General features: G+C 69.7%; 4 protein-coding genes and 1 pseudogene. 1 reads left to right on the forward strand and 4 read right to left on the reverse strand.

Annotated elements, in window-relative coordinates:
* Positions 1 to 55 precede the first annotated feature (55 nt).
* The 4 genes from VA603_RS10610 to VA603_RS10625 are packed head-to-tail and all read right to left on the reverse strand — an operon-like array spanning position 56 to position 3,587.
* A complete protein-coding gene (locus tag VA603_RS10610; protein ID WP_192286907.1) occupies positions 56 to 658 on the reverse strand; it encodes a response regulator transcription factor in 603 nt (200 codons plus the stop codon).
* Positions 655 to 1,857: a sensor histidine kinase gene (locus tag VA603_RS10615; RefSeq protein WP_323438801.1), complete on the reverse strand. Its 1,203-nt coding sequence runs from the start codon at positions 1,855 to 1,857 to the stop codon at positions 655 to 657. Before VA603_RS10615 ends, VA603_RS10610 begins: the two co-directional genes overlap by 4 nt.
* A 39-nt stretch (positions 1,858 to 1,896) precedes the next feature.
* Positions 1,897 to 2,682, reverse strand: a complete 786-nt coding sequence (locus VA603_RS10620; RefSeq protein ID WP_243693959.1) for an ABC transporter permease — start codon at positions 2,680 to 2,682, stop codon at positions 1,897 to 1,899.
* Positions 2,682 to 3,587: an ABC transporter ATP-binding protein gene (locus VA603_RS10625; RefSeq protein ID WP_323438802.1), complete on the reverse strand. Its 906-nt coding sequence runs from the start codon at positions 3,585 to 3,587 to the stop codon at positions 2,682 to 2,684. Before VA603_RS10625 ends, VA603_RS10620 begins: the two co-directional genes overlap by 1 nt.
* 206 nt (positions 3,588 to 3,793) lie before the next feature.
* Between VA603_RS10625 and VA603_RS10630 the strand changes: the two are divergent.
* Positions 3,794 to 4,023 (forward strand): annotated as a pseudogene (locus tag VA603_RS10630) (efflux RND transporter periplasmic adaptor subunit); the annotation flags it as partial.

Here is a 4,023-nt window from a genome sequence, read left to right on the forward strand (position 1 = left end):
GTGTCGTCGGATGACGCAGGCATTCCCGGCTTCGCGGCCGAAGCCGCTCCTGCGGTTATAGCCAGCCTTTCTGGCGGGCCAGGCGATGGGCCTCGATGCGGTTGGCCACGCCCAGCTTGCCGATGCACTCGGACAGGTAGTTGCGCACGGTGCCGTGTGACAGGCCGAGCTGCTCGGCGATCTCGTTGGCCGAACGGCCTTCGCCGGCCAACCGCAGCACCTGGCGTTCGCGGTCATTGAGCGGGTCCGCCTCGGACCACGCTTCCATCGCCAGCTGCGGATCGATCGCACGGCCACCGCGCTGCACCTGCCGCAAGGCCTCGGCCAGCTTTTCGGCCGGCGAATCCTTCAGCAGGTAGCCCTGCACCCCGGCATCCAGCGCGCGCCGCAGGAAACCACTGCGCGCGAAGGTGGTGACGATCACCACTTTCACCGGCAGCTGGTGGCGCTGCACGCGCTGGGCCAATTCCAGCCCGGTGAGGTTGGGCATCTCGATGTCGGTGACGAGCACGTCGGGGGCAAGCCGCTGCAGTTCGCGCCAGGCCACTTCGCCATCGGCGGCGGCACCGACCACCTCCAGGTCGGCTTCCAGGTTGAGCAGCGCCGACAACGCACCGCGCACCATCGCCTGGTCCTCTGCCAACAGGATGCGGATCATGCGCGCGCTCCATCGGACAGGGGGGTGTCGTGCCGCATGGCAAGCGCCGCATGGTCGATGGAGGCCGTGGTCACGCCGTTGACGGGGATACGCACCTCCAGCCGCGTGCCGTGCGAGCGTGGCGAATCGATCGCCAGCGTGCCGCCCATGGCCTCCACGCGCTCGCGCATGCCGGCGAGCCCGTTGCCGTTGGCCGAGACGCCGCCGCGCCCGTCGTCCACCACTTCCAGCACCACCGCATTGCCCTCGCTGCGCACCGCGATCATGGCCTCGTTGGCCTGGGCATGGCGCGCGATGTTGGTGACCGCTTCGCGCAGGATCATCGCCAGTCCGGATTCGATCCATGCCGGCATCGCCGGCGGCGCGCTGTAACGCAGGTGTACCCGCGAGGATTCCAGCAGCAGGTGCGCCGATGCCAGCTCGGCGGCGAGGTCGGCGGCGCGGAAGCCGGTCACCGCGCTGCGCACCTGCGCCAGCGCGTCGCGGGCGATCTGCTCGGCTTCGGCCAGCTCGATGCGCGAGCGCTCCGCATCACGGTCGAACAGCTTGCGCGACAGCTCCAGTTTCAGGGTGATCAGCGACAGGGTGTGCCCCAGCAGGTCGTGCAGGTCGCGGCCGATGCGCTCGCGTTCGGCGGTGGCCGCCAGGCGCCGTACTTCCTCGTGCGACAACCGCAGCGCCGCATCCTTCTCCTGGCCGGAACGCTCACCGCTGACGATCAGGCCGATGATGATCGACAACACCGGCACCCACGCGATCGCCTGCCATGGGTAGCCGATCCACGAGGTCTGCGCCACGAACACCGCGTTCAACGCCAGCAGCTCGACCAGGTAGCGCGTGGTGGAGATGCAGCGGTTGATGCGCAACCCCACGCAACCGAACACGAAGTAGCTGATGGCCGAGGGATACACGCCCAGCAGCGAGATCCCCAGCACCACCATGCCGATGGCGAAGATCGCCACGTGACGGCGCGAGGACAACAAAGTCATCACGTACAGCAGCACGAACACCGGGTAGGACGCCAACGTGATCCCTGCCCAGCGCCACGTGTAGCCGCCGGCGAACAACGGCGTGATGAACACCCATACCGTCCACAGCAGGTGGATCGCATCCAGCCATGGCCACCGGCCGATCTTGATGTTGTCGGCCACCACCGAATCCGGTGCCGGTCTGAGCCAGGCGGGCAGGGTGCGGGACATCAGCGGGTGACTCCGGTTGCAGTGCGGCCCATGATGCCATCAGCCATAACGGCGCAGGCGCCAGGCGGCCAGGGTGGCCACCACCACGGTGAACAGGCCCAGCCACGCAGCATGGGGCCATGCGCTGCCCGTATCGAAGCCGATGGCCGACTGGGCCAGCATGTTCAGGTGGTGGCTGGGCCAGACCGGGGCGAGGCTGCGCAGGACCGGCGGCAACATCGACAACGGGAACCACAGCCCCGACAGCAACGCCATCGGCAGGTACAGCAGGTTGACCAGCGCCGGCGCGGCATCCCCTTTCACCCACGTGCCCATCAGCAGGCCCAGCGCGCAGAACGGCAACGCGCCGAGCACGCAGCTCAGCGTCAGGCGCAGCATCTGCACCGGCGCCAGTGACACGCCGGCGACCAGCACCGCCAGCACCTGCAGCAGCACCACGATCGCCAGCGCCATCAGCATGGCCATGGCCATCTTGCCGAGCAGATACGCCGCCGGCGGCATCGGCAGCGCGCGCTTGAGCGTGAGCAGCCCATTGCCGCGCTCCAGCGCCAGCGACACCCCGAAGCCGAACAGCCCCGGCGCCATCACCCCGAAGGTGGCATAGGTGCCGAGCAGGAAGCGCGGCCCATCGGCACCCTGGCCCAGGCCCAGCACCACCGCGAACATCAGGTAGAAGGTGGCCGGGAACAGCATCGTCGGCAGCACGAAGCCGGGGCTGCGCAGGTAGCGCAGGCATTCGGCCCGCGCCTCCTGCAGGTAGGCGCCGAGCACGCGGCGGCCGGACATGCGGGCGCCGGCCAGGAGCGCGGAGGAAGTGGTGTTCATCAGGCGGCCTGCGGTTGGGGATCGGTGAGATCGCGGAAGGCTTCTTCCAGGCCGGCCGGCTTGACCTCCAGCGCGGACAGGTCCGGGTCGGCGGCCAGCAGCCGTCGCACCACCGCCTCCACCTGGTCGCAGGCCAGGTGCAGGCGCTCCCCGTCACGCTGCGCCTGGCGCACGCCCGGCCAGCGACGGACCTGGGCGACGTCCAGCCGTGACTGGCACCGCACCGCGCGGACCAGCACGCGGGCGCGCAGCGCATCCACGCTGCCATCGCTGACCACCCGGCCGCGCAGCATCACGCAGATGCGGTCGGCCAGCCGCTCGGCCTCTTCCAGGTAGTGCGTGGTGAGCACCACGGCGGTGCCCTCGCCCACCAGCGTGCGCACCGTGTCCCACAGCTGCTGGCGCGCCGGCACGTCCAGGCCGACGCTGGGTTCGTCCAGGAACAGCAGGCGCGGCCGGCCGCAGATGGCCAACGCGAACTGCACCCGCCGTTGCTGGCCGCCGGAGAGCTTGCCGTACGGACGGCGCAACAGGTCTTCGATGCCGGCCAACGCGGCACTGTCGGCCAGTGGCCGTGGTACCGGGTAGTAGCTGGCTGACAGCCGCAGCAGTTCCTGCACGGTGAGCGTTTCCGGCAGCGCCGCGTCCTGCAGCATCACGCCGATGCGGCGACGCGCCGACAGCTGCTGCGGGTGCTCCCCGAACAGGGTGACCTGGCCGGCATCGGCCCGCAGCAGGCCCAGCAACAGGCCGATGGTGGTGGTCTTGCCGGCGCCATTGGGCCCGAGCATTGCCAGCACCTGCCCGGCATGCAGGTCCAGGTCCACGCCCTCCAACGCCGCCAACGTGCCGTAGCGCTTGTACACGCCACGCAGGCTGGCCAGTACCTCGTTGCCCTGCGTCATCGCGATCCGCTCCTGGTGGGAATGGCGCCACGTTAGGCGCGGCATCGGCCTGGCAGCAGTCACGCCGGTCAGGCAAAGCGGGTGACACCCGTCACCTGCGCGGCCCCCGACGCCTGTCTAGAATCGGCCACATGCCACGACGCACCGGTCGTGGTGGTTTGGGGTACCTTCGGTCACATTTCCCGCCACGCGCCGTCCTTTCCCACATGAATGCTTCCGCTGAACTGCTGAAAGAACTCCGCATCGACCGCTCGGCCGCCCCGCCGCCGCGCGGCCCTTCCCCGTCCCGCCGCTGGCTGTGGGTAGTGATCGGGCTGGTCCTGGTGCTGCTGGCGGCACTGGCCGTGGGCATGCTCGCCCGCGGCAAACCGGCCGCGACGGTGGAGACCGCGCCGGTGGTGGCGATGAGCCAGGGCGGCGGCAGCAATGCCGTGCT

Source organism: Stenotrophomonas capsici (genome assembly GCF_034961085.1).
Lineage (GTDB): Bacteria > Pseudomonadota > Gammaproteobacteria > Xanthomonadales > Xanthomonadaceae > Stenotrophomonas > Stenotrophomonas capsici.

Bases quoted from the DNA above. Each gene is read 5' to 3' on its own strand.
- VA603_RS10610 (WP_192286907.1), bottom strand. From the start codon at position 658: ATGATCCGCATCCTGTTGGCAGAGGACCAGGCGATGGTGCGCGGTGCG.
- VA603_RS10615 (WP_323438801.1), bottom strand. From the start codon at position 1,857: ATGTCCCGCACCCTGCCCGCCTGGCTCAGACCGGCACCGGATTCGGTG.
- VA603_RS10620 (WP_243693959.1), bottom strand. From the start codon at position 2,682: ATGAACACCACTTCCTCCGCGCTCCTGGCCGGCGCCCGCATGTCCGGC.
- VA603_RS10625 (WP_323438802.1), bottom strand. From the start codon at position 3,587: ATGACGCAGGGCAACGAGGTACTGGCCAGCCTGCGTGGCGTGTACAAG.